Below are 22,481 nucleotides of genomic sequence, written 5' to 3' on the forward strand. Positions count from 1 at the left end.
ATCATTCCCCCCCTTGTGTGCCAAGCACCGCGGCGATGTATCCGGGCCGGTCATGGATCTGGTATGATGCGCTTTGGGCATAGGTCATGACAGGCCCGGCAAAGACCGACAGGGCGGTCAGCATCGCCAGCACGATCATGGTCGGGGCGACTTCAAGGGCAAGGACCGGTCGCGGCGCTTCTGGCCCCGGCGCGGCCTCGGCTTCGGCGGCGCTGGTCTTCCAGAACAGCATGCTGCCGGCGCGCGCGAAGCCCACGATCGTCAGCAGCGAGCCGCCAAGAACCGCACCCCAGGCCCAGCCGATCTGGCCGGGGGCCCGCAGCGCGTCAAGCACCAGCAGCTTGCCCAGAAATCCGCTGAGCGGCGGCATGCCCGCCATGGCGATGGCCGCAACGAAGAACAGGGCGGCGAAAAGGCCACTGCTTGCCATGGGCGGACGCGGCGCCAAAGCCTGACCGGCCCGCCGCGCCAGCACCAGATCGGCCAGCAGGAACAGGGCCGCCGCCGCAAAGGTCGAGTGGATCAGGTAATAAAGCGCGGCGGCCGTCGCCTGGGGCGTGAAGGCCGCCACGGCGACCATCAGCGTGCCCATCGACCCCATCACCGAATAGGCGATAAGGGGCAGCAACTGCCGGGCCCCCAGCACGCCGATCGCGCCGATTGCGATCGTGATGATGGCCGCCGGGAACAGCCAGGTGGCACCGATATCCTCGGTGGCGCCAAGACCCGGCCCGAACGAAATGGTGTGGACACGGATGATCGCATAGGCACCGACCTTGGTCATGATGGCGAACAGTGCCGCGACCGGTGCCGGTGCGTTGGCATAGGTGCCCGGCAGCCAGAACTGAACCGGAAAGAGCGCCGCCTTGACCGCGAACACGATCATCAGAAGCATCGCCGCCACCCGGATCAGGGCGGTATCCCCCGGCGGCGCATCCTGAAGGCGCAGGGCGATATCCGCCATGTTGAGCGTGCCGACGCTGCCATAGAGCACGCCAAGCGCAAAGAGAAACAATGTCGAACCGGCAAGGTTGATCGCCACGTATTGCAGGCCCGCCCGCATCCGCTTGCCGCCCCCGCCATGGATCATCAGGCCATAGGACGCGATCAGAAGCACTTCGAAGAACACAAACAGGTTGAACACATCGCCGGTCAGGAACGCGCCGCATATACCCATGAGCTGAAAGTGAAAGATCGCATGGAAATGCTGTCCGCGCGCGTCCCAGCCCGTCGCGATGGAATGCAACAGCACGATGAACCCAAGCGCGCTGGTCAGCAGGACCATGATCGCCGACAGCCGGTCAAGCACCAGCACGATGCCGAAGGGCGCCGGCCAGTCGCCCAGCCGGTAAACCTCTGTCTGCCCGCCCGCAGCGGCGAAGGTGAGGCCGAGGGCAATCGCGACGATCGCCGCACTGCCCGCCAGCGAGGTGACGCGCGCCATGGTTATGTCGTGGCGCATCACGAAACCCAGGATCGGTGCCAGAAGCGCCGGCAGGATGACGGGGGCGATGATCCAGTGGCCCATCATGCGCCGTCCTCGTCTTCCAGGCCCATGGTTGTGGTCATGTTGATCTCGTCCGATTCCGTTTCGAGAAAGGCCCCAAGGGACAGCATCACCAGAACGGCCGTCATCCCGAACGAGATCACGATGGCCGTCAGGACCAGCGCCTGGGGAAGCGGGTCGGTATAGTCCGCCGTGCCGTATTTCGCCAGGATCGGCGGCATGTCGATGGCCAGCCGCCCCGAGGCGAACAAAAAGATGTTCACGGCATAGGACAAAAGCGCCAGTCCCAGAACGACCGGAAAGGTTCTTAGCCGGAGAAGAAGGTAAACACCGCCCGCAGTCAGGGTGCCAATAGAGCTGGCCACTATGAATTCCATCTCAGCCGTCCTTCCGCTCGTCGTTCGCGGGTTGTTGGGTGGGATCGAAATCCATCGGTTCGACATTCACCGTCTCGCCTGCATAGCGCGCGATCCGGGACAGGCTGTATAGCACCAGCATCACCGCGCCAAGCACCGCAAGGAAGACCCCAAGATCAAAGAGCATGGCCGTGGCCAGTTCGAATTCCTCGATCGGCGGCAGGTGAACATAGCCAAAGGCGCTGGTCAGAAACGGCTTGCCTGCCAGCCAGGCACCGGCCCCGGTCAGCCCCGCGATCACCACGCCCCATCCGATCATCGCATGGTATTCGATCCGCTGCCGCGACTGGGTCCAGGCAAAGCCCGACGCCATGTACTGCATCAAGAGTGCGATCGAGATCACCAGCGCCGAGACGAACCCGCCGCCCGGCTGGTTATGGCCGCGCAGGAAGATATAGATGCCCACCATCACGGCGATCGGCATCATCACCCGGGTGGCGACGACCATCATCAGCGGATGGCGGTCGCGCGACCGGTCCTGCGAATAGTCGGTGTTGCGCAGGCGCCGGGCCACCGGACCGTCCAAAAGCGCCTCCATCAGCGCAAAGATCACCAGTCCGGCGATGCCAAGGACGATGATCTCGCCATAGGTGTCATAGCCCCGGAAATCGACGAGGATCACATTCACGACATTCGTTCCGCCGCCGCCCTCATAGGAATTCGCAAGGTGATAGCCCGAAATCGTGTCGACGTCGCGCAGAAGGAACGCATAGGCCAGCCCCCCCACGCCCAGACCCGCCGCAACGGCGATGACGCCGTCACGAAGCCGAACAAGAACGCGGCTTTCCTTTGGGGTGGTCTTGGGCATGAAGTGCAGCGCAAGCAGCAACAGCATGATCGTGACCGTCTCGACCGCGATCTGCGTCAGCGCGAGATCGGGCGCCGACAGATAGACGAACCCGAACGAGATCATCAGCCCGATGATCCCGATCAGGATCAGCGCCTGAAAACGGTGACGGTGCATGGCGACGACGGCAATCGCGGCGGTGATCAGCAGCACCCAGCCGACCGCCAGCGTCGGCGGAACGGGCAGCAGGGTGCGCGATGGCGGGGCCATGCCTCCCCCCAGAAAGGCCGCAAGCCCCAGCGCGACCGCGGCGGCGACGAAGATGGCAAGGTAGCGGCTGATCGCGCCGTCATGGGTGATGTCGATGATCCGGCGCGACAGCATCGCCAGCCTGTCCACCAGCCCGTCGAAAATGGCCTTTGCCTCGGGGCGGGGCAGGGCGTTCCAGACCCGATCCAGCCACCCATGCAGCCCAAGAAGACCAAGCCCGCCGGTGACCGCGATCACCGACATGACCAGCGCGGGGTTCACCCCGTGCCATATCTTGAGCGAATAATAGGGAAGCGCGGGGTCGCCGATCACCGCGCTTGCGGCAATCGCGACAAGCGGCCCGGCGATCGCCGCCGGGAATATGCCGATCAGCACGACCATCGCGGCAAGCAGCGCCGGACCGGCCCACATGCCGACGGGCGGATCATGCGGCTTGGACGGATAGTCGTTGCGGACCGGGCCAAGGAAGACATGCGCGATGAACCGCAGCGAATAGGCGACCGAAAGAAGCGCGCCGATCGTGGCGGCGACCGGCACGGCAAGGCGGCTGCCTGCCCATTCGGTGTGATTGGCAGCATCAAGCATCATTTCCTTTGTCAGGAACCCGTTGAAGAACGGAATTCCCGCCATCGACAGGGCCGCGACCGTCCCGATCAGGAAGGCGACCGGCATCAGGCGCCGCAACCCGCCAAGACGTTTTATGTCTCGGGTGCCGACCTCGTGATCGATGATGCCGGCCATCATGAAAAGCGCCGCCTTGAAGGTCAGGTGATTGATGATGTGAAAGACGGCGACGACCGCAGCGAAGGGCGTGCCGAAGCCCAGCAGCATGGTCAGCAACCCAAGATGACTTACCGTCGAAAAGGCCAGAAGCGCCTTCAGATCGTCCTTGAAAAGCGCGATCAGCGCGCCGAGGATCATGGTGACAAGGCCGGTGGTCGCCACGATGTAGAACCAGGCGTCCGTCCCCGACAGGGCCGGCCACATCCGCGCCATCAGGAACACGCCGGCCTTCACCATGGTCGCCGAGTGAAGATATGCCGAGACCGGCGTCGGCGCCGCCATCGCATGCGGAAGCCAGAAGTGAAAGGGGAACTGCGCCGATTTGGTGAAGGCGCCCAACAGGATCAGGATCAGTGCGGGGATGTACCAGGCTGACGCGCGGATCGCGTCGCCCTGTTCAAGGATTTCAGAGATCTGATAGCTGCCGGCGATATCTCCCAGGATCAGCATCCCCGCGATCATCGCCAGCCCGCCCGCGCCGGTCACGGCCAGCGCCATGCGCGCGCCCTGTCGCCCCTCGGGCAGATGATGCCAGAAACCGATAAGCAGGAAGGAAGACAGGCTCGTCAGCTCCCAGAAAATGAGCAAAAGCAGGATATTGTCCGACAGCACGATCCCCAGCATCGCGCCCTGGAACAGCAAGAGATAGGTAAAGAACCTGCCCATCGGATCGTCGCCCGAAAGATAATAGCGCGCATAAAGCGTGATCAGCAGGCCCATGCCCAGGATCATGCCCGCGAAAAGCAGACTGAGCCCGTCCAGAAGGAAAGACGCCGAAAGCCCAAGCTGCGGCAGCCATGCCAGTTCCGCCTGCACGGTTTCGCCGCGCATCACCGCGGGGGCCAGCACCAGAAGCATGATCAGGGCAATCGCTGTTGGCAGCGCCGTGAAGATGGCGCAAGCCCTGCGTCCTGCGCGGATCATGACGCCAGGCAGCAGCGCACCAATGAACGGCAACAGTGCAATGATGATCAGCGACCCGTTCGATTCCGTCATGGCAGGCTTTCTTTCCTCCGAATTCGGCCCTAAAAAAGCATCATAAAGCGGGGAACACAATCGGAACCGGCCATTGCACGGCAGTTTGGCCGGTTTGTGGTGGGATTGATTGTCGCAGACACGGGTGGCTGCGGCATCCCGTGCGGCCAAAGGCCCCATGCAACGGCGGTTCGAAAGCGCATCTTGACAGTTGGGCGCCCGCGTCTGGACAGGGAACATGATCGAAAAGGCAACCTACGGTACGGCGCTCACGCTCATGCTTGGCTGGCTTTTGTGGATCGGCAAGCCGGTGCTGCTGCCGGTGATCGCCGCGATGATATCCGTCTATGTGCTGTCCAACGCGGCCGCCGCCATGCAGGCGGTGCCGGTTCTCGGGCGCCTGTCGGGCTGGGCGCGGCGGACGGTGATCCTGATCGTCTTCGCGCTGGCGATGGTGCTGCTGTTTCTGCTGGTGATCAACAACCTGGCGCAGGTTGTGGCGGCGCTGCCGCGATACGAATCGAACCTTGACGCGCTTGTCACGCGCTTTGCCAGCCTGCTGGGGATCGAGGACGAGCCGACCTGGGGGAATGTGCGTCGCCTGACGATCGATCAGGTCGATGTCCGGTCCTGGGTGGCGCCGGCGCTTTTGTCGCTCAGGGGATTTGGCGTCACGCTTTTTCTGGTTGTGCTTTACGCCAGCTTCTTCATGGCCGAACGCGGGGTGATGGCGCGCAAGGTGATCATTGCCATGGGCGGCGAAGAGGCGGGCAGCCGCACCCTGTCGCTGCTTTCGCGGATCAACGAACGGATCGGCCAGTATCTTTTCGTCAAGACCGTCGTCAATGTGATCCTGGGCGGGCTGTCTTTCGTCATCATGCTGTTTCTGGGTATCGAATTCGCGTTGTTCTGGGCCGTTCTGATCGCGTTTCTGAACTACATACCCTATATCGGCTCGTTGCTTGGCGTGATCTTTCCGGTTCTGCTCAGCCTTGCCCAGTTCGGCACGCTGTGGATGGCCAGCGTGGTGCTGGTGGCGCTTGCCGCGGCGCAGATCTTCGTGGGCGCTTACCTTGAGCCGCGAATGATGGGTCGGGCCTTCAACCTCAGCCCCTTCGTCGTGCTGCTGGCCCTTGCTGTCTGGAGTGCCCTTTGGGGCCTGGCAGGCGCGCTTCTTGCGGTGCCGATGACGGCAAGTCTTGTCCTGGTGCTATCGGAAATCAAGACCACCCGCCCGTTTGCCGTCATGCTTTCGGCAAGCGGAAAGGTCTAGGTCGGCCCAACGGTAGTTCGAATCGTGCAGGGCGCGACGGCAGCGCCCTGTCCGCCGCCGCGTGCCGTTCAGGATTTCCGGAACGTCAGCCGCATCTGTTTCTCGGTTTCTATCAGCGCGAAGAAGACCGCGCCGATGGCGACGATCAGAAGCCCGTCGAACAGCGGCACGGCCTGCGTGCCGAAGATCCGTTGCAGCGGCGGCAGATAGGTGATGGCGAATTGTGCGCCCGTTACTATCACAACACAGGCCCAGATGATCCGCGTTCCCCGCACCGCCGCCCATGTCAGCGAAGTGCCATAGATGTTGCGGATGAAGAAAAGATGGAAGATTTCAAGCACAACCAGCATGTTTGTCGCGATGGTCTGGGCCAGCGCGACCGGATAGCCGCGGTCGATGGCATAGAAATACATCCCGAACACCGCCATCAGGAACAGGGTTGAGACGAGCACGATGTGCCAGACGAGGCCGCCCGTCAGCAGCGGCTCGTTGCGCGGGCGCGGCGGGCGGCGCATGGTGCCGGGCTCGGATGGTTCGAAGGCCAGCGCGATCGCCAGCGTGACACCTGTGATCAGGTTGATCCAGAGGATCTGGATGGCGGTGATCGGCAGCGCCATTCCGGCCAGAAGCGCGACGATAATGGTCATCGCCTCGCCTGCATTCGTGGGCAGGGTCCAGCTGATGACCTTCTTGATGTTGTCATAGACCGTGCGCCCCTCGCGCACTGCGGCGGCGATCGAGGCGAAATTGTCGTCGGCCAGCACCAGTTCCGCCGCCTCCTTCGCGGCTTCGCTGCCCTTCAGCCCCATCGCGATCCCGGCGTCGGCGCGCTTGAGAGCGGGGGCGTCGTTCACCCCGTCGCCGGTCATCGCAACGGTCAGCCCGCGCGCCTGCAACGCGGTCACGAGGCGCAGCTTATGCGCGGGCGAGGTGCGCGCGAAAATGTCGGTTTCCACCACCGCTTCGGCCAGGTCGATATCGTCCATCGCCTCGATATCGGCGCCGGTCAGCACGCGGTCTTGGTTCGTCAGCCCGACCATGCCCGCGATCGCGCGCGCGGTGGCGGCGTGGTCGCCGGTGATCATCTTCACCCGGATGCCCGCGGCATGGCATTCGGCCACGGCCGCGATGGCTTCGGCACGCGGCGGATCAATCAGGCCGATCAGCCCGATCAGCGTAAGCCGTCCCTCAAGGTCAGCCGTGTTCAGGATCGTGTGGTCCTGCGGCACCGCCCGTGTGGCGACCGCGATCACCCGCTGACCGTCGGTCGCCAGATCCTCGACCATCGCGTTCCAGTGGTTCTTGTTCAGCGGTTCCGTCCCGCCATGCGCGGCGCGCTGATCGGCACACAGCGCCAGCACCGCCTCGGGCGCACCCTTCACGTGAATGGACGCTTGACCCTCGTGGTCATGGTGCAGAACGGCCATATAGCGATGGGCGGCGTCAAAGGGGATCGCATCGGTGCGGGACCACTGAGGGAACGGCTCGGCGCCTTCGCCCGTGATCTTGCCGGCCAGCGCCATCAGCGCGCCTTCCATCGGGTCGCCCTCGACGCGCCAGCCTGCGTCATGGGCATGCAGCATCGCGTCGTTGCACAGGCCGGCGGCGCGCGCGAATTCCATCAGAACCGCGTGTTCGTCGGGGTTCGCAACGGCCTCGGGCCCGCGCACCGTGCCCTCGGGGGCATAGCCGTTGCCGCCGACCGAATAGACAATTCCCGCCGCAGCCAACGAAGACGCCATCATTTCGTTGCGGGTCAGCGTGCCTGTCTTGTCCGAGCAGATCACCGAGACAGAGCCCAAGGTCTCGATCGCCGGCAGGCGGCGCACGATGGCATTGCGCCGCGCCATCGCCTGCACGCCCACCGCCAGCGTGATCGTCAGCACCGCCGGCAGGCCCTCGGGGATGGCGGCCACCGACAGGCCAACGACCGCCATGAACAGGTCCGCGAAGGGCATGTGCCCGACGAAATAGCCATAGGACAGCAGCGCACCGGCGACGATCAGGATGAAGACGGTCAGCCAGCGCGCGAAACGGTCCATCTGCGCGACGAGTGGTGTCGTCAGCGTCTGAACGCGCGCGAGCATCCCGCTGATCCGGTCGATCTGGGTGTCTGCCCCGGTCACGGCGACCACACCGCGCCCTGTTCCCGCAGCAACCAGCGTGCCGGAGAAGAGCATCGAGGTCCGGTCGCCGAGCACCGCGGCCTGCGTGGCCGGAGCCGTGCCCTTGTCCACCGGCACGGACTCGCCGGTCAGGATCGCCTCCTCGGCCTTCAATCCGCGCGCCTCGATCAATCGCAGATCGGCGGGCACGCGGTCGCCGGCCTCGACCAGCACGATGTCGCCCGGGACCAGTTCGCTCGCGTCGACGCTGACGCGTCGCCCGTCGCGCAGGACGGCCGACCGCGGTGCCAGCATACTGCGGATCGCATCCATGGCCTGCTCGGCGCGGCCTTCCTGGACAAAACCGATCACCGCGTTGACGATAACCACCGCGAGGATCACGCCGGTATCCACCCAGTGCTGCAACGCTCCCGTCACGGCCGCAGAGGCAATCAGCACGTAGATCAGCACGTTGTGAAAGTGCGCCAGGAACCGCAGGAAAGGGCTGCGTTTGGGCGGTTCGGGCAGCCGGTTCGGTCCGATCTCGGCCAGGCGGCGGGCGGCTTCTGTGGTGGTCAGCCCCCTGGACTGGCCTGCAAGCGTGCCAAGGGCATCCTCGACCGACAGGTTGTGAAACACTGGCTGCGGGGGGCGGTCGTTCATTCGCTTGATCTTGCGTTGAAGGCTGGTGTGCCGGTGCTCTCGCGCCCGGCTTCAATATCCGGGGCCGGGTTTTGGTCCTGCATCGCGGCCTCGCGCGCGCGGGTTGCATGGCTGGAAAGGAATACGGCCAGGTCGACGTCAGCGATCCGCCACCCCTTGCCGATCTCGATCGCGCGCAATTCGCCATCCTTGATCCAGCCGCGGACCGTCGCCTCGCTGACCTTCAGACGGTCTGCGACTTCCTTTACGGTCTGATACTGATCGCGCGCCATAGGCTGTGCCTGTTTGGTGTGGTTTGGTGCAGAATACCGAGCTTGGGCGCAATTGAGATGATCTTGATCAAACGAAAGTTCGTGTCGGTATGATTTAATGAAAAATCATCATTGGCACCGCGACCAGGAGCACGACGTGAAGAAAATCATGCTGGCTACCGACTTCTCCGAACGGTCGGACCGTGCACTTCGACGCGCGACGTTGCTCGCGCGGCAGTTTGGCGCCTCCCTGTCGATCGTTCATGTCGTCGACGACGACCTGCCAGCCGTCGATGCGGACATAGTGCCCGACCTTCGGCGATGCGCCGGATGCTGATGTGGCCGTGGTCCGCCGACAAGCCATGGCCGATTCCGATGATATCGACTGACACGGGGTCAGTGCGGACGGAACGCCCGAAACTACGTTCATATTGGCGAAGGCGGTTCTGGGGCGATCGACGGGGCCGTAGTGTTATGCCGACGAAAAAGCCGGCCCCTGTATGCGCGGGGCGCCGGCGGTAACAGCCTACGAACGGACTGGCGGTTTCAGGCGGCCTTTACCTCGACCTTGCGTTCCTTTTGTTTCGCCTCGGCGGTCTTCGGCATCGTGACGGTCAGAACGCCGTTCTCGAATTTCGCCGCGACCTTGTCGGCATCAATGCCGCCCGGCAGGCGAAAGCTGCGCTGAAACGCGCCATAGCCGCGTTCCTGAAGATGATAGTCTTCGTCATCCTCGTGATGTTCGATGGTTTTTTCGCCCTTGATCGTCAGCATGCCGTCGCTCAGCTTGACGTCGATATCCGCGATATTCAGGCCGGGCAATTCGGCCTGCACCTCGTATTCGCCGTTGCGCTCGATCAGATCCATCGCCGGTACGCCGGACCAGACCTCGTTCCAGCTGCGGATGGGTTCGACCGTCTCGATCCGTCTTTGCAGCGGAAAGCGGAAATCGGGCCAGTTGAAATGGTCGAAAAGGCGGTCGATCTCCTGGCGCAGCGAGGCGATGGAATTGCGCATCTCTGGCACGGACAGGGGGGTGGATTTTTCCTTCTTCACGTCAACTTTGGTCTTGTTTTCGGCCATGGCTCATCTCCAAAAAATGACAGATATCACCTTGCAGGCCGTGACTGTCCCGGCAGTGGGACAGCACCCACCAAGGTGTCGTCTGCCCGGACGCCCTGGGGAATGTCACAGGTGCGAACCCTGGGGCAGGTTCGGATCTGATGGTGGCGCCGGACAGACGAATATATCTGAACGCATGGCCACAATATTTTCATTGACGGCGATCAAGGGCGGCAGCGACATGGCCCGATCTTTTTGGCGCGCAATCTGCCCGGACCGGGGTTGATGCCCGCGGGGCGCCCGATCTTGCCGTCAGGGTATCGGTAATGCGGATGCTGTCATCGGATGCGGGACTCATCTGTGCCCTGCCAACCCGTGCCCGCATCGGAAAAACCTGCGTTTCGAATATGGTTTCAACGCATCCCCTGCGCGCCAGCTCCGGCACATCGGGAATTTCGAACGTCCTTGGCGAACGGATCCTGATGAGACCTTCGCCCGCAAGCCGGCGCGTGATCCGGCTGATCGTTTCGACCGATGTTCCGATAAGATCGGCAATATCCGGACGCGGAAGTTCGATGGTCAGGATGCCGCTGCCATCGAGACCTGGGCGGAACGGCATGAAACGTGTGGTGATGGCGAGAAAAGCGCAGATCCGTTCTTCGGCGGTCAACGTGCCCAGCGCCCAGGTCAGCAGGCGCAACTGGTCCAGCTTGTTCATCCGCATCTTGTAGACCGCCCGGGCGAAATCGGGGGAACCGATCAGTGTCTGGCGCACGATCGCGTCATCGAACTGGCAAATGACCGCATCGGTCGATGCCTCAAGCACGAAACCCTTGCTGCAATCCTGCGCCTTGCTGATGATGTCGCCGGGCATCATCAGGGACACGATCTGCCGCCGTCCGTCGAAGCCATAGTGAAGCAGCCGCAGATATCCGGCCGTCAGAACGCCCCAGAACCCCGCAGTGGTCTGCGCATCCCAGATCGTCTGGCTCGCCTGATAGGTGCAGACCTTGCCGCGGGCAAAAAACTCTTCGACCGTTCGTGCGCAGGCAAAGGTGCAGGTGCCGAAGTTTCCGATCGGGCAGATTTCGCAGGCGGAAATTTCTGGCGTAATTGCTTTGTGAAACATCTCATACCCCATGGCTTGCCCGGTGGCAGATCCGCGTCGCAACGCCGACCGGTCGCTTGCGTCTGTGCTGTGCCGCCCTGGAGGGCGATCTTGTTCACGATAACCGCCGGACGCACCTCTTGCGGGCTGAGACGTCGACAACACGCTTTACATGCGCAGGTTGTCTTGATTCGTGCGAGAGCGTATTGATTGATATCAATCTGAACAAAAAATGCGCAGTTTTAAAAGATTGTTTCTCCCAATGCGGGTATTGTGACGTATGTTACCCGTGATCGGGGCAAGGGGGAAGTGAATGACCGGCTGGTTCTGCGTTCTTTCAACGGGTTATGGCCGCGCCGTCCGGTGGTCAGAGGTCAGCCCGTGCCGGGCTGATCTGACGTGATGCCCCGATGAGCGCGGGGCGCCAAAACCCGTCACCCTTTCCACCGGAACTGCGCAATGGACGGGGCGAGCATCTTGCGCGTCTGCTGGATGCGCTGGCCCCTGAAATTAAGGCCGAGATTTCCGAAACGACCCAGATGCTGCAGGTCAGCGCCGGCGACATTCTGGTCGAGGATGGCGCAGAACCCCGGTTTCTGGGATTCATACTGGACGGAACCCTTTGCATGAAAAAGGTGCTTCCGGACGGGCGCAGCCACATCATTGGCCTGCTGGTTCCCACAGATATGTATGGCCGCATCTTCGACGGCGCGTCCGCCTATCGGATCGAGGCGCTGACCGATGCCCGCATCTTTCTTTTTGACAGGGCGCCGTTTGAAAAGATCTTGATCCACGCGCCGGAAATTGAACGGTTGTTCCTGGTCAGCGTCCTGGATGAACTTGATGCGGCGCGCGAGTGGATATTGCTGCTGGGCGGCCGGAAAGTCATCGAAAAGGTCGCCTCGTTCCTGCTGATCCTCAGCCGTCGGAAACTTCGCGGGATCGGTGCGAATGCGTGCGGCGACGGGTCTTTCAGGATCCATGTTCCGATCCGCCGCGCCGATCTGGCGCAATATCTGGGAACGCGCGAAGAATCGATCAGCAGGGCCATCCACGAACTTGAGGCGCAAAGGGTGCTGCGCATTCAGGACCCCTATACGTTCGATATCATCGACCTGCAGGCGCTGATCGAAGTCGCCGGTCACGACCTGATCACGGACGATGGATGAACACCGCGACGGGCGGTCCGGGCGCGGAACACCTGCGCAAAGCGTTGGTCAGGCTGGAAATCTGCGGTTTGGGAATGTCGAAATAGCGCGCGATTTCATGATCGCTCAGGCCAAGATCGACAAAGCATCGCAATACACGTTTGGGGTCTGGCCCCATCTTGTCGCGGAATTCAAGGGTGCAGCTTTCCAACATCGAAGCGCTCCGCCGGGTCGTGAAGAATCCGATCGTTCAACTCCATGACAGGATGGCGTCCCTGCAAGGCGGCCACAATGACGGGCGTCAACCGTGGCGCCGATCTGTTGCCTGCTTATCATTGATGAACTTCGTATAATAAGCTTATGAATATATAAAATTATGTTGCACATTCTGTTGTCTTTCCGACAGCTTCGCAGGATGCCGACTGAACCCAGGATGGAAATATCTTCGGCCATTGAGCTGGTTCACACTGTCCACCGGGATGAACGTGCATCGACCCGACCAAGGGCAGTTCCCACCGCAGCAACCTGGGGAACAGGCGGAAAATCCGCTTGGGTTTGTGGTTGCGTGATTGTGCTGGCGGTGCCAAGCAATGAAAGTATGTCTTGCCCCGCGTAGGCGTGCTCAACCACAGGCCGGGGATTTCAGCCGTCTTTCAGTTTGGTAACCAGTCGTGGAAATAGCATGGTTCTTTCGTTTATCGCCGAGTGGCCGGGGAAAAGTGCAGGGGCGGATGGCGTCGAACATCCGGCGGCCTATCACATGTTGGACGTTGCGGCGGTTGCGGAACGGCTGATCTCGCCGTTCGGGTTTGAACCGGCGATGCGCCAGGCGCTGATCCTGCTGGTGGCCCTGCATGATATTGGCAAAGTGAATGCGGCGTTTCGGGCGATGTTGCGCGATGGCGTTGCGCAGGGGCGTGGCCGGCACTGGGAGGTGAGCGAGGTCTATCTGCAGAAATTCAACCCTCTGTCCGCCATGCGCAGCACGAGAAGCGGTTTGCTTTATGCCGCAGCGGCTGGGCATCATGGCCGCCCGCCAAACAGGGATTTGGGTCGCGATGCCGACCGGATGCTAGACGCGGCCAGTGCGCAAGGCGTGCAGGATGCGGCCGAGCTGACGACGCAGATGCAGGCGCTTTGGCCTTTATCGGCGAACGCCGATCTGGACAAACATCAGGCCTGCAACCTGAGCTGGTGGTTGCCGGGCCTGGTGGCGGCGGCGGATTGGATCGGGTCGAATGTCGAGTGGTTCGAGGCGACAGCTGCGCACCTGGACCTGCCGGAATACCTGGCCATGGCGCGGCAAAAAGCAGCGCTGGCGGTAGAGGCGGCAGGGCTGGGAGCGCCCCTGCCGGGCAATGCCGCCTTGTTTGATTTTGCCCCGCGCCCGATGCAGGCGGCCTGCGCTGAAATCGCCTTGACCGACGGGCCGATGCTGGCCGTGATCGAGGATGAAACCGGCGCGGGCAAGACCGAGGCCGCGCTGATCCTGGCGCAGCGGATGATGGTGGCGGGCAAGGGGCGGGGGCTGTTTTTTGCCCTGCCGACGATGGCGACGGCGGATGCGATGTTCGCGAGGGCTGGTGATGTGGTGGGCCTGATGTTTCAGGCCAGACCATCAGTCACGCTGGCACATGGGCGGGCCGGGCTTTCGGTGCCGTTTCAAGATCTTGTTGGCCGCGCGCGCGATGAGGCAGGCGAGATCGTTTGTTCGACATGGTTGGCCGACAACCGCCGCAGGGCATTGCTGGCCGATGTGGGGGTCGGCACGATTGATCAGGCCTTGCTTTCCGTCCTGCCGACAAAGTTTTCCACGCTGCGCCATTTCGGGCTGTCGTCGAAAATCCTGATTGTCGACGAGGTTCACGAACTGGGCGACCCCTATCTGGCGGTGGCCCTCGAACAACTGCTGAAGGCGCACAAACGGGCGGGCGGATCGGCGATCCTGCTGACGGCGACCTTGCCTTTGCAGCAACGGGCAAAGCTGTTGGCGATTTACGGCGGGGCAAGCGCGAATGCGGCCTATCCGGCACTGACGGTGGCGCAAGGCGAGACGCGGGTTGATTTTCCGCAGACGGTGGGCGCGCGTGGTCCCGTGCAGGTAGAGCGGCTGGGCGATACGGCTGCGGTCGTGGCGCTGCTGGCGGACAAAGCCGGGCAGGGGGCAGCCTGTGTCTGGGTGCGCAATGCGGTGGATGATGCGATCGCGGCGGTCGATGCCCTGCGCGCGGCGGGGGTGCAGGCCGAATTGCTGCATGCCCGCTTTGCCCTGGGGGACCGCAAGCGGATCGAGGCGGCAGTGATAGGGCGGTTTGGCAAGACGGGTCAGAACCGGGCTGGTCGCGTGGTGGTGGCCACGCAAGTTCTTGAATCTTCGATGGATCTGGATTTTGACGTGATGGTTTCGGATTTGGCCCCGATGGCCAGTCTGATCCAGCGTGCCGGGCGTTTATGGCGACATATGGCGCTGCGACCGCGCGCGGCCCGCCCCGTGCAAGGCCCTGTTTTATATGCGCTTTCCCCTGATCCGGGGCAGGTGAAAAATGGGCGCTGGCTGCAAGGCGCGCTGGATCGCGGGGCCTATGTCTATCCGCAGGATGTGCAATGGCGCACGGCAGAGCAGTTGTTCACACAAGGTCAGATCGTGGCGCCTGCGGGGTTGCGGGCGCTGATCGAAGCGGTGGAAGATGAAGTTGGGCCGCTGCCCGAACCGTTGCAGCGCGCTGAAACAGAGCGTGTTGGTGGTGCGATGGCACAGGCGGCGCGGGGCTGGCAGAACACCGTCAAGCTGGACGATGGCTATCGCATGGGCGGGGCGGCGGCAGATGATGCGGAATATCCGACGCGGTTGGGGCAGGTGCAGCGGGTGCTGGTGCTGGCGCGGCGGGTTGGCGGGCGCCTGGTGCCCTGGATCGACGGACCGGAGGGCTGGGCCCTGTCCGAGGTGACAGCCGCAGCATGGCGATTTGACGCGCTGGATTTACCCGACCAGACCGCGCCCGAGATCAGCGTACTGCGCAGGGATTGGCCGGACTGGAAACATGCGGATCTGTGCCCGGTGGAGGAGGGCGGAATGATCTGCGGGGGCTTGCGTTATGAGGCGGATCGGGGCCTGATATTTGAGGGCTAGAGTGGCGTCTGCCACAATATATGGATTTACAGACAGCTATCCCCTGTGCATCATTCCCGCATAAGTTGCTTTGAGTGGTGTTCAATTGCCCCTAAATCTTATTTCCGACCCATGGATTCCAGTCCTTGATACCCAAGGCCAGCGCCGCATTATTGCGCCCTGGCAGATCACCGATCCCGGCCTGCTGCGCCCCGATTGGCCGCGTGCCGATCTGAACATCGCCTGTCTGGAACTGCTGATCGGCCTCGTATTCCTTGTCGATCCGCCCGAGGACATAGAGGATTGGCAGGATCGCCAGGCCCAGGATGCGGAACGGTTGCGGACAAGGCTGGCCGCGCTGGCCCCGGCCTTCAACCTGACGGGCGAGGGGCCGCTGTTCTTGCAGGATTTCGTGGCGCTGCAAGATGCGCCCGGCCCGCCCGACATGCTGTTCATCGACTCTGCGGGCGCAAATACCGCCAGGAACAATGCCGATCTGATGGTGCGACGCGGACGCTATCCGGCTTTGGACCTGCCCTTGGCGGCGATGGCCCTGTATACGTTTCAGGCCCATGCGCCATCAGGTGGGGCGGGCAACCGCACCTCGATGCGCGGCGGCGGGCCTTTGGTGACATTGGTTGATCCTGGGGCCGGTCTGTGGTCGCTGATCTGGGCGAATGTGCCCGATGGCAAGGCGCAGGGGGTGGCGGCGCTGCCGTGGATGCGGCCAACGAAAGTTTCGGATACTGGCGTGCAGGTGTTCCCGCCGCCGGGGCATGATCTGGGGGCAGAGGTATTTTTCGGCATGCCGCGCCGTTTGCGCCTGGTGGTTGAGGGCGATGTGGTGACGGGCGTGGTGCAGCGGCCCTGGGGCACCAATTATGCCGGGTGGGAGCATCCTTTGACACCCTATTACCGGCAGAAGGCTGGCGCGGAATTGCTGCCGGTTCATCCGCGTGCCGGGCGGTTCGGGTATCGGCACTGGCTGGGGATTCTGGCCGAAGCATCCGATACCGACCTGCGCCAGCGCGCGCGCGTGTTGCGGTTGCGATATGCGCGGCGCGGTGGGGGCGGGTCGGTGATCGTGGCGGGCTGGGCCATGGACAACATGAAGCCTCGGGATTTCATCCAGTCGGTTCAGCCTCTCGTCAATCTTGACCGGGCGGGCGAGGTCATGCTGGCCGGTCTGATCGAGGCGGCAGAGCAGGCAGGCCTGGCGCTGCGGATGGCATTGGAGCCGCTGATGGGGGATTCCGAGGGCCGCGAGGCCGAGCGGGAAGCGTTTTATATGGATACCGAGCCTGCATTTCAGGCGCGGTTGGCGGATTTACAGGCGGGCAGGGCGCTGGCGGATGTGGCTGCCGACTGGCTGTTGGAATTGCGACGGGTGGCGATGGCGCGGTTCGACGCGCGGGCCTTGCCAGGGCTGGACCAGCAGGGAACGGATCAGATTCAGCAGATCGTGACGGCGCAACGGCTGCTTGCGGGCTGTTTCAAAGGCTATGGCAAATACGGATCAGCAATGTTCGGCAAGCTGGGGATGCAACCCGCACCCAGGCAGGCCAAGGAAAGGGCGGGGGCATGAGCGAGGATGCAAAGCGCGAAGCGACCAGGGGCCAGATCATTCTGGGCTGGTGGTCGCGCAACATCGGCGACCGAGAGTCGGGGGCCGCACGGGGGCTTGCGGCCCGGTTGCGGCGGGCGGGGCCGGTCGCGGTGCTGGCCGAGGCGGCGGTGCATGATCTGGGGCGGGCGCTGGGTGTCAAGGATGCGGCGGCGCTGATCCGTTTGGTGCAGGTTCTGGCCGAAGTGCGTGAACATTCGGGCAAGCCGCTGGCAGCGGCCCTGGGGGGTGATCCCCCGGCGATGTCGGCCCTGCGGTTTCAGCGGCTGATGCGGGTGGCGGAAGGTGATCTGACCGATGCGCTGCGCCGATCGATTGTCATGGCTGATCGGCGTTGCAACGTGGCGGACCTGGGTCAGGATATGTTGCACTGGTCCGAAAAGACCCGCAGCCGCTGGTGTTTTCAATATTTCGGGGCGGCGACGCCCGACGCGCTGAAAGACAGCGCGGATGCGATTGATGAGGAGATTTCGCAATGACCACCTTTCTGCAATTTCATGTATTGACCACCTATCCGCCGTCGAACCCGAACCGCGACGATCAGGGGCGGCCAAAGCAGGCTACGCTGGGCGGTGCACCACGGCTGCGGCTGTCATCGCAGTCGATCAAGCGCGCGTTGCGGGAAAGCCCGGCGTTTCAGGCCGGGTTGGCGGGCAATCTGGGAGTGCGGACCAAGCGGATTGGCGAGGAGATCGAGAAAAAGCTGATCGCGGACGGGGCAGGGGCCGAGGCCGCGCGCAAGGTGGCCTTGCAGGTGGCGAAGGTGTTTTCCAAGCTCGAGGCCCCGGCGAAGGGCGAGGCGGAAAAGCCGAAGGCGACAACCCTGGCATTCGTATCCCCCGATGAATGGCGCTTTGCCGATGAATTGGCCGCGAAATTGCTGGCAGGAGAGCCAGAGCCGAAGGATATGAAGGGCACGGTTCTGCGACGTGCTGACGGTGCGGTGGATATCGCGATGTTCGGGCGAATGCTGGCCGATGATCCCGATTTCAACCGCGAGGCGGCGGTGCAGGTCGGCCATGCCATCACTACCCATCAGGCCCTGGCCGAGGAAGACTGGTATTCGGCCGTCGATGATCTGAACAAGGCCGAGGATACCGGGGCGGGGCATCTGGGCGAACATGCCTTCGGCTCTGGCGTCTATTACCTTTATGTCTGCGTGAATTGCGACCTGCTGGTGCGCAATCTGGCGGGCGACAAGGATCTGGCCGCCAAAGGGCTGGAGGCCTTGGCGCAGGCGCTGGCCACCGCCACCCCGCGCGGCAAGCAGAACAGCCATGCCCATCACCCGCGGGCCTGCTATGTGCGGGCGGAAAAAGGCAGCGCGCAGCCGCGCGATCTGACCGGGGCGTTCTTCAGGGCGGTCGATCTGAAGCACAAGGATGGCGCCGAACGGGCCTCTATCGACGCGCTGGATCAGATGTGCGCCAAAATCAATGACGCCTACGACATCGCTTATGATGATTTCCGGGTCATGGATGTGATGCTGGGTCAGGGCACGCTGGCAGACATCGTGGCCTTTGCCGCGGGCGCGGTTGCCGATGCCTGAGTTCCTGGTTTTCACCCTGACCGCCAGCCTTGGGGCGATGGGCGATCTGGCCGGGCATGAGCGGCGCGGCTCCTTGGGCTGGCCGGGGCGCTCGGCCATGCTTGGGCTTCTGGGGGCGGCGCAAGGGATCAGCCGAGAGGGCGATTTCACGGCGCTGGACGGGCTGAAAATGGCCGTGGCGGTGTTCGATCAGGGCCAGCCGCTGCGTGATTATCATACGGTGGAAACCGTGCCCACCGCCGTGGCCAAACGCCCGCAATCACGGCCCGATGCGCTGCGTGCCGCCCCTTTGCGCACCAACACGACAATCACGTTGCGCGATTACCGGCAGGGCGCGCTTTATGGCGTGGCGGTCTGGGGCGACGAGTTGACAGTTCTGCGGGATGCCCTGCGCCGTCCGGCGTTCACGCTTTACCTGGGGCGCAAGTCCTGTCCGCTGGCGGCGCCGTTGGGGGCCAGGATCGTGCAGGCCGACAGCGCCGAAGCGGCCTTGGCGCAGGTGCAGTTGCCGCCGTGGCGTGCAGGGGCGGTGGCCAGGCTGTTGATCTGTGATGCCGCGGATGCGCCCGGGGCGCGTCACCGGGAGGAACGCCATGACATGCCGCTGGATCGTGCAAAATGGCATTTCGCCCCGCGCGAGGTGGCGTTTCAGGTCGTGCATATCGCCCCGGGAGTGAGGTCATGACCCTGTATTTGTCACGTTTGCGATTGTCGTCCCATCCTTCGGTGCAGGCGTTGGACAAGCTTCTGAATCCGGACGATCACGGGCCGCGCCTGGATGCACATCATCGCCTGATCTGGGCCGCTTTTGCCGAAACCGCCGATCAACGCCGTGATTTCCTGTGGCGTGAGGATGGCAAGGGCAGTTTCTATGCACTCTCGGCTCGCCCGCCAATCCAGAGTGATCTGTTCGAGGTGGATGTGAAACCCTTTGCCCCGGTATTGCAGGTGGGCGATCGGCTGAATTTCACCCTGCGCGCCAATGCGACGCGCGATCGCAAGGGCAAGGGCCGTGTAGACGTCGTGATGGACGCCTTGCACGCCATCCCCCAGGGCAAACGGGCCGATCAGCGTATGAACATAGCCCAGCGTGAAGGTGCGGCCTGGCTGTCGCGACAGGGGGAAACCGCCGGTTTCCGTGTCGTGCAGGTCGATGTGGGCGATTATTCGGTGGCTGCTTTGCCCGACCACATGGGCGCGCGCAAGGGCCAGCCGCAGTTCGGCATCCTTGATCTGTCGGGGCTGCTGGAGGTGACGGACACCACGGCGTTTCTGGCCAGACTTTGCAGTGGCTTTGGCCGGGCCAAGGCCTTTGGCTGCGGTCTGATGCTGATCAGGCGCGCGTGATGGCCGGCCTTTCAGGTTTGCCGCCGCCAAAGCCGATCCCGCTCAAGGATCGCGCCTCTCTGGTATTTGTGGAACGCGCACAGCTGGATGTGCAGGACGGTGCCTTTGTGGCGGTAAATGCCGACGGCACCCGCACGCAAATTCCGGTGGGTGGCCTGGCCGGGATCATGCTGGAGCCCGGCGCGCGGATATCGCATGCGGCCGTGGCCCTGGCCGCCCGGGTGGGCACGCTAATCACCTGGGTTGGCGAGGCCGGGGTGCGGCTTTATTCCGCAGGTCAGCCGGGTGGCGCGCGTGCCGATCGGCTGCTGTGGCAGGCCTCGATTGCGCTGAACGATGACGCGCGGCTGCGGGTGGTGCGCAAGATGTATGCGATCCGCTTTGGCGAAGATGCACCGCAGCGACGGTCCATCAATCAGTTGCGCGGCATTGAAGGCGTTCGGGTGCGCGAAAGCTATGCCCTGCTGGCGCAGCAATACGGGGTGGATTGGAAACGGCGCAGCTATGACGTGACCGATTGGGAGGCGGGTGATGTGCCCAATCGCTGCCTCTCGGCTGCCACCGCCTGTCTGCACGGCCTGACCGAAGCGGCGGTGCTTGCGGCGGGCTATGCACCGGCCATCGGCTTTCTGCACACCGGCAAGCCGCTCAGCTTCGTTTATGACATTGCCGATCTATGGAAGTTGCAAACGGTGGTGCCCGAGGCGTTTCGCATCGCCGGGCAGGCGGCAAGGGGAAAGCTGGTTATGTCCCCGGATCGCGCTGTGCGCCTGGCCTGTCGCGATGCCTTTCGGCGCTCGGGATTGTTGTCGCAGATCATTCCGCAGATCGAAGAGGTTCTGTCGGCCGGTGAACTGTCCCGCCCCGACCCCCCGCCCGAGGCGATCGGTCCGGCCTTTGACGATCCGGAGGCGGGCGGCGATGCTGGTCATCGTGGTTGAGAACGCGCCGCACCGCCTGCGGGGTCGCTTGGCGGCATGGCTGCTCGAGGTAAGGGCCGGGGTTTTTGTCGGCGACTATTCCGCCCGCACCCGCGACCGTATCTGGGATCAGGTCGTCGCCTATATCGACGAGGGCGACGCCGTGATGATTTGGAAGGCCCCGACCGATCAGGGCTTCGATTTTCTGACCGTGGGAAAAAACCGGCGCATGCCGGTGGATTTCGACGGCCTGAAGCTGGTAAGTTTTCTGCCTCGTAACCGCTGAAAAAGCGGTAAGCTCTTTGACATTGTAAAAAATGTGGGAAATCAATACCCTCTGGCAAGTCTGTTCCCCACCCACGCGGGGATGAACCGCCAGAGCGGAAAACTTCGCAACTGGTCTCTTTCTGTTCCCCACCCACGCGGGGATGAACCGGAACAGCGACCAGCGCCAATGCCGTAACAATCCTGTTCCCCACCCACGCGGGGATGAACCGTGATGCGTATTTTATTTGAACACGCGCGGGATCTGTTCCCCACCCACGCGGGGATGAACCGTTCACCAGTTCATTATCCGCCCCGGCCCCGGCCTGTTCCCCACCCACGCGGGGATGAACCGCCGCCGTCACCAATCTGGCCCAGCGTCAAAAACTGTTCCCCACCCACGCGGGGATGAACCGTCAGTTCGCTGACGTTGACACCGAGATATGCCCTGTTCCCCACCCACGCGGGGATGAACCGGTCTCTGAGACCGTGCGCCTTGCGCATAATGCCTGTTCCCCACCCACGCGGGGATGAACCGCGAAAGGCGGTGCAATATGACCATCCACCGGCCTGTTCCCCACCCACGCGGGGATGAACCGACTGCTTTGAAGCAACCGACCCTGCCCACGCCCTGTTCCCCACCCACGCGGGGATGAACCGCGCACCGCGCTGTTCATCGCGCCCTCGGGCGGCTGTTCCCCACCCACGCGGGGATGAACCGTGCTTTGCACGATCCCCCTGCCCGTAGGGGTTCTGTTCCCCACCCACGCGGGGATGAACCGCCCGAAAACGAGCATCTTAGGCTGTGGCGAGACTGTTCCCCACCCACGCGGGGATGAACCGCCCACCATTCAATGCACCCGCCGCCGCGCAAACTGTTCCCCACCCACGCGGGGATGAACCGTAACCTCAAATTCGGCGTAATACGTGCCAGCCCTGTTCCCCACCCACGCGGGGATGAACCGATTGTCGCTGATCTGTTCTGGGTCACTGACAACTGTTCCCCACCCACGCGGGGATGAACCGCAGGCCCGCAAGGCCATCTGGAATGGAGTGAACTGTTCCCCACCCACGCGGGGATGAACCGAGCGCAGCATGAAGATCCCCCGCGCGTGGGGCCTGTTCCCCACCCACGCGGGGATGAACCGCTGATCCTGACCGTGGCAACCGCTGTCGCGACCTGTTCCCCACCCACGCGGGGATGAACCGGCCGAAAAGGAATCCCTGCTTCGGCAGGAGAACTGTTCCCCACCCACGCGGGGATGAACCGTTTTTGCAGATTTCAAAGCATGGTTCGGAAAACTGTTCCCCACCCACGCG

Annotated in this window: 19 protein-coding genes and 1 CRISPR repeat array (1 of these 20 running past the window's edge); of the genes, 11 read left to right on the forward strand and 8 right to left on the reverse strand. The window is 63.2% G+C overall.

Translation table 11 applies throughout. From position 1 onward, the window contains the following. Position 1: 1 nt before the first annotated feature. Genes ACTCHC_RS09080 through ACTCHC_RS09090 form a run of 3 tightly spaced genes read right to left on the reverse strand, consistent with a single transcriptional unit; the run spans position 2 to position 4,759 of the window. Positions 2-1,528 carry a monovalent cation/H+ antiporter subunit D gene (locus tag ACTCHC_RS09080; RefSeq protein ID WP_463022165.1) on the reverse strand — a complete coding sequence of 509 codons (1,527 nt, stop codon included), beginning with the start codon at positions 1,526-1,528 and terminating at the stop codon, positions 2-4. Then, a complete protein-coding gene (locus ACTCHC_RS09085; protein WP_463022166.1) occupies positions 1,528-1,884 on the reverse strand; it encodes a Na+/H+ antiporter subunit C in 357 nt (118 codons plus the stop codon). The genes ACTCHC_RS09080 and ACTCHC_RS09085 overlap by 1 nt, the downstream gene beginning before the upstream one ends. A gap of 1 nt (position 1,885) precedes the next feature. Then, positions 1,886-4,759, reverse strand: coding sequence for a monovalent cation/H+ antiporter subunit A (locus ACTCHC_RS09090; RefSeq protein ID WP_463022167.1), 2,874 nt, complete (start codon positions 4,757-4,759; stop codon positions 1,886-1,888). 217 nt (positions 4,760-4,976) lie between these two features. Here ACTCHC_RS09090 and ACTCHC_RS09095 point away from each other — a divergent pair, with 217 nt between their 5' ends. Further along, positions 4,977-6,011, forward strand: a complete 1,035-nt coding sequence (locus ACTCHC_RS09095; RefSeq protein ID WP_463022168.1) for an AI-2E family transporter — start codon at positions 4,977-4,979, stop codon at positions 6,009-6,011. A 68-nt stretch (positions 6,012-6,079) separates the two neighbouring features. Here the strand turns inward: ACTCHC_RS09095 and ACTCHC_RS09100 are convergent, their stop codons facing one another. Together ACTCHC_RS09100 and ACTCHC_RS09105 are read right to left on the reverse strand one after the other, a co-directional pair. Then, positions 6,080-8,779, reverse strand: coding sequence for a cation-transporting P-type ATPase (locus ACTCHC_RS09100; protein WP_463022169.1), 2,700 nt, complete (start codon positions 8,777-8,779; stop codon positions 6,080-6,082). After that, positions 8,776-9,051, reverse strand: a complete 276-nt coding sequence (locus ACTCHC_RS09105) for a helix-turn-helix domain-containing protein (protein ID WP_463022170.1) — start codon at positions 9,049-9,051, stop codon at positions 8,776-8,778. Before ACTCHC_RS09105 ends, ACTCHC_RS09100 begins: the two co-directional genes overlap by 4 nt. Before the next feature lie 97 nt (positions 9,052-9,148). On the opposite strand from ACTCHC_RS09105, the gene ACTCHC_RS09110 reads away from it, so the two are divergent. Beyond that, a complete protein-coding gene (locus ACTCHC_RS09110; protein ID WP_463022171.1) occupies positions 9,149-9,367 on the forward strand; it encodes a universal stress protein in 219 nt (72 codons plus the stop codon). A gap of 209 nt (positions 9,368-9,576) precedes the next feature. On the opposite strand, the gene ACTCHC_RS09115 is transcribed toward ACTCHC_RS09110, so the two are convergent. Continuing rightward, complete coding sequence (locus tag ACTCHC_RS09115; protein ID WP_463022172.1) at positions 9,577-10,113, reverse strand: Hsp20/alpha crystallin family protein; 537 nt, start codon at positions 10,111-10,113, stop codon at positions 9,577-9,579. A gap of 190 nt (positions 10,114-10,303) precedes the next feature. Next, the gene (locus ACTCHC_RS09120) at positions 10,304-11,221 is read right to left on the reverse strand and encodes a Crp/Fnr family transcriptional regulator (protein ID WP_463022173.1); all 918 of its coding nucleotides are present in this window, start codon (positions 11,219-11,221) and stop codon (positions 10,304-10,306) included. A gap of 389 nt (positions 11,222-11,610) precedes the next feature. Here ACTCHC_RS09120 and ACTCHC_RS09125 point away from each other — a divergent pair, with 389 nt between their 5' ends. Continuing rightward, positions 11,611-12,369 carry a Crp/Fnr family transcriptional regulator gene (locus ACTCHC_RS09125; RefSeq protein ID WP_463022174.1) on the forward strand — a complete coding sequence of 253 codons (759 nt, stop codon included), beginning with the start codon at positions 11,611-11,613 and terminating at the stop codon, positions 12,367-12,369. Here ACTCHC_RS09125 and ACTCHC_RS09130 read toward each other — a convergent pair. Then, on the reverse strand, positions 12,353-12,562 hold the full coding sequence (locus ACTCHC_RS09130) for a hypothetical protein (protein WP_463022175.1): 210 nt from the start codon (positions 12,560-12,562) through the stop codon (positions 12,353-12,355). The two genes, ACTCHC_RS09125 and ACTCHC_RS09130, sit on opposite strands and share 17 nt — an antisense overlap. A gap of 468 nt (positions 12,563-13,030) precedes the next feature. Here ACTCHC_RS09130 and cas3 point away from each other — a divergent pair, with 468 nt between their 5' ends. The 8 genes from cas3 (at position 13,031) to cas2e (ending at position 21,183) form a co-directional block, all read left to right on the forward strand. Continuing rightward, entirely contained in the window at positions 13,031-15,478 is a 2,448-nt protein-coding gene (gene cas3 / locus ACTCHC_RS09135) for a CRISPR-associated helicase Cas3' (protein WP_463022176.1), read from the forward strand. 85 nt (positions 15,479-15,563) lie between these two features. Beyond that, the gene (gene casA, locus ACTCHC_RS09140) at positions 15,564-17,042 is read left to right on the forward strand and encodes a type I-E CRISPR-associated protein Cse1/CasA (protein ID WP_463022177.1); all 1,479 of its coding nucleotides are present in this window, start codon (positions 15,564-15,566) and stop codon (positions 17,040-17,042) included. Beyond that, entirely contained in the window at positions 17,039-17,560 is a 522-nt protein-coding gene (gene casB, locus ACTCHC_RS09145) for a type I-E CRISPR-associated protein Cse2/CasB (RefSeq protein ID WP_463022178.1), read from the forward strand. Before casA ends, casB begins: the two co-directional genes overlap by 4 nt. Further along, a complete protein-coding gene (gene cas7e / locus ACTCHC_RS09150; protein WP_463022179.1) occupies positions 17,557-18,630 on the forward strand; it encodes a type I-E CRISPR-associated protein Cas7/Cse4/CasC in 1,074 nt (357 codons plus the stop codon). Before casB ends, cas7e begins: the two co-directional genes overlap by 4 nt. Next, the gene (gene cas5e, locus ACTCHC_RS09155; RefSeq protein WP_463022180.1) at positions 18,623-19,315 is read left to right on the forward strand and encodes a type I-E CRISPR-associated protein Cas5/CasD; all 693 of its coding nucleotides are present in this window, start codon (positions 18,623-18,625) and stop codon (positions 19,313-19,315) included. Before cas7e ends, cas5e begins: the two co-directional genes overlap by 8 nt. After that, positions 19,312-19,977, forward strand: a complete 666-nt coding sequence (cas6e, locus tag ACTCHC_RS09160; protein WP_463022181.1) for a type I-E CRISPR-associated protein Cas6/Cse3/CasE — start codon at positions 19,312-19,314, stop codon at positions 19,975-19,977. Before cas5e ends, cas6e begins: the two co-directional genes overlap by 4 nt. Further along, positions 19,977-20,918, forward strand: a complete 942-nt coding sequence (gene cas1e / locus ACTCHC_RS09165) for a type I-E CRISPR-associated endonuclease Cas1e (protein WP_463022182.1) — start codon at positions 19,977-19,979, stop codon at positions 20,916-20,918. The genes cas6e and cas1e overlap by 1 nt, the downstream gene beginning before the upstream one ends. Then, entirely contained in the window at positions 20,899-21,183 is a 285-nt protein-coding gene (cas2e, locus tag ACTCHC_RS09170; protein WP_463022183.1) for a type I-E CRISPR-associated endoribonuclease Cas2e, read from the forward strand. The genes cas1e and cas2e overlap by 20 nt, the downstream gene beginning before the upstream one ends. Positions 21,184-21,243: 60 nt before the next feature. After that, positions 21,244-22,481: direct repeats of the CRISPR family, unit length 29 nt; unit sequence CTGTTCCCCACCCACGCGGGGATGAACCG (it continues 1,231 nt past the right edge of the window).

This window comes from Actibacterium sp. (genome assembly GCF_055134745.1).

Excerpts from the sequence above, each read along its gene's own strand:
- ACTCHC_RS09080 (WP_463022165.1), bottom strand. The coding sequence starts at position 1,528 with ATGGGCCACTGGATCATCGCCCCCGTCATCCTGCCGGCGCTTCTGGCA.
- ACTCHC_RS09085 (WP_463022166.1), bottom strand. The coding sequence starts at position 1,884 with ATGGAATTCATAGTGGCCAGCTCTATTGGCACCCTGACTGCGGGCGGT.
- ACTCHC_RS09090 (WP_463022167.1), bottom strand. The coding sequence starts at position 4,759 with ATGACGGAATCGAACGGGTCGCTGATCATCATTGCACTGTTGCCGTTC.
- ACTCHC_RS09095 (WP_463022168.1), top strand. The coding sequence starts at position 4,977 with ATGATCGAAAAGGCAACCTACGGTACGGCGCTCACGCTCATGCTTGGC.
- ACTCHC_RS09100 (WP_463022169.1), bottom strand. The coding sequence starts at position 8,779 with ATGAACGACCGCCCCCCGCAGCCAGTGTTTCACAACCTGTCGGTCGAG.
- ACTCHC_RS09105 (WP_463022170.1), bottom strand. The coding sequence starts at position 9,051 with ATGGCGCGCGATCAGTATCAGACCGTAAAGGAAGTCGCAGACCGTCTG.
- ACTCHC_RS09110 (WP_463022171.1), top strand. The coding sequence starts at position 9,149 with ATGAAAAATCATCATTGGCACCGCGACCAGGAGCACGACGTGAAGAAA.
- ACTCHC_RS09115 (WP_463022172.1), bottom strand. The coding sequence starts at position 10,113 with ATGGCCGAAAACAAGACCAAAGTTGACGTGAAGAAGGAAAAATCCACC.
- ACTCHC_RS09120 (WP_463022173.1), bottom strand. The coding sequence starts at position 11,221 with ATGTTTCACAAAGCAATTACGCCAGAAATTTCCGCCTGCGAAATCTGC.
- ACTCHC_RS09125 (WP_463022174.1), top strand. The coding sequence starts at position 11,611 with ATGAGCGCGGGGCGCCAAAACCCGTCACCCTTTCCACCGGAACTGCGC.
- ACTCHC_RS09130 (WP_463022175.1), bottom strand. The coding sequence starts at position 12,562 with ATGTTGGAAAGCTGCACCCTTGAATTCCGCGACAAGATGGGGCCAGAC.
- cas3 (WP_463022176.1), top strand. The coding sequence starts at position 13,031 with ATGGTTCTTTCGTTTATCGCCGAGTGGCCGGGGAAAAGTGCAGGGGCG.
- casB (WP_463022178.1), top strand. The coding sequence starts at position 17,039 with ATGAGCGAGGATGCAAAGCGCGAAGCGACCAGGGGCCAGATCATTCTG.
- cas7e (WP_463022179.1), top strand. The coding sequence starts at position 17,557 with ATGACCACCTTTCTGCAATTTCATGTATTGACCACCTATCCGCCGTCG.
- cas5e (WP_463022180.1), top strand. The coding sequence starts at position 18,623 with ATGCCTGAGTTCCTGGTTTTCACCCTGACCGCCAGCCTTGGGGCGATG.
- cas6e (WP_463022181.1), top strand. The coding sequence starts at position 19,312 with ATGACCCTGTATTTGTCACGTTTGCGATTGTCGTCCCATCCTTCGGTG.
- cas1e (WP_463022182.1), top strand. The coding sequence starts at position 19,977 with ATGGCCGGCCTTTCAGGTTTGCCGCCGCCAAAGCCGATCCCGCTCAAG.
- cas2e (WP_463022183.1), top strand. The coding sequence starts at position 20,899 with ATGCTGGTCATCGTGGTTGAGAACGCGCCGCACCGCCTGCGGGGTCGC.